General features: G+C 72.0%; 1 protein-coding gene. It reads right to left on the minus strand.

Annotation, left to right across the window (positions count from 1 at the left end; translation table 11 throughout):
• Positions 1–1,587, minus strand: a 1,587-nt coding sequence (locus ACFWEK_RS21535; RefSeq protein ID WP_430555364.1) for a glycoside hydrolase family 6 protein, incomplete at both ends; no start/stop codon positions are given.

Genomic DNA, 1,587 nt, shown 5'->3' on the forward strand with positions numbered 1-1,587 from the left:
TCGGTCGGGTCCGGGCCGCCGTCGTCCGAGCCCGTCGTCACGCTCGCCGGCTCCGACGCCGCCGACACGTTCCCCGCCGCGTCCCGCGCGGTCACGGTGATCTCGTACGACGTCTCCGGGTCCAGGCCGGTCACCGTGGCCGACGTCGTCGTGGACGACGTCGCGGCGACGCCGTCGACCAGCACGTCGTAGCCCGTGACCCGGGTGTCGTCCGTGGACGCCGACCAGGACACCGAGACGGACGTGCCGTCCGCCGTCGCGGTGACGCCCTGCGGGGCGCTCGGCGCCTCGGTGTCGGGGTCGGGGCCGGGGTCCGTGCCGCCGTCGCCGATCGCCGGGTAGGCGTTGGTCACGAGCATCTGGAACTGGCTCTCGAACCACTTGCCGGACAGCGGCGCGTCCGGGAGCGCCCCGGTGAGGAGGCCGTTCAGCTTCGGCGAGTTGAACGTCGGGTCGCACATCCGGTCGAAGTGCTTGCCCTCGTCGTTCGGGATCTCCTCCGAGGACCCGTCGGACTCGCCCGGGGGCTTGACCCACACGAAGGCGTCGAGGTGCGACTCGGGATAGCCGGCGGGCGTGGCCTGCGGCCGCTCGCCGATGCCCGCTCCGGACGGGTTGCACCACGCGCCGCGGTGGGTGCGGCGGTCGACGCGGGACTCGTCGACGTAGGTGTTGAGGTCGGTCGAGGTGCTCTCGGCGGTGGGGCGGTCCGGACCGCCCCAGCCGGTGCGGGGGGTGTCGATGAGCATGCCGATCGAGGAGGGGAAGCCCTCGGCGACGAGCAGGTCGTACAGGTGGGCGGTCCAGTCCGTCTCGTCGAAGTCGGCGTTCCACTCGTAGTACTCCGCCTGGCGCACGAAGCCGCCGCTGCCGAAACTCCCGTCCTCGAGGAACGGCTCGGCGAGCGGCGTGGAGTTCGCCGTGTTGGTGACGAAGCCGGCCACGGAGTCGAAGCCCGCCTCCGTGCTGCCCACCACGTCCGCGAAGAGCTGGGCCGCGGGCTGGGCGTTGTTCGGCCAGCCGAGCCAGCCGGCGTGCGCGGCGTCGATGTAGCTGTACACGTTCCCCACGTCGTGCAGGCGGTCCAGCGCGTACGCGACCCCCTCGCGGTAGTACGGCGCGGCCTGCTGGCACAGCGGCTCGCTGCTGTTGGTCACGAGGTTCGGCAGCGAGTCGGGCTCGATGGTCGCGACGATCCGCAGGTCCTCGTACGCGGGGTCGTCGAGGATGTCGACGATGGCGTCGATGTACTCGGTCTCGTAGCGCTGCATGCCCTCGTCGGTCGCGGGCAGCTCGCCGTTCGAGGCCAGCGCGTAGCAGTCGCGTCCGGGCAGGTCGTAGATCACGAGGTTGACCACCAGCGGGGTGTCACCCTGCTTCTGCGCGAGCGCCGCGTCGAGGTGGGTCCGCAGGCCGGGGCCGTCGGCGTTGCCCTCGATGGCGCTGATCCGGTCCATCCAGACCGAGGTGGGCTCGTTCGCGATGGCGCGCATCGAGTCGCCGAGCGTGCCTCCGGCCCGGGTCGCGGCGGCCGTCACGTTGTCGGACCAGTACGAGTTGACGTACTGGCCCGCGCCCGCGAAGGGG

Origin of the sequence: Isoptericola sp. NPDC060257 (assembly GCF_042726645.1) — a bacterium.
GTDB lineage: Bacteria > Actinomycetota > Actinomycetes > Actinomycetales > Cellulomonadaceae > Isoptericola > Isoptericola nanjingensis.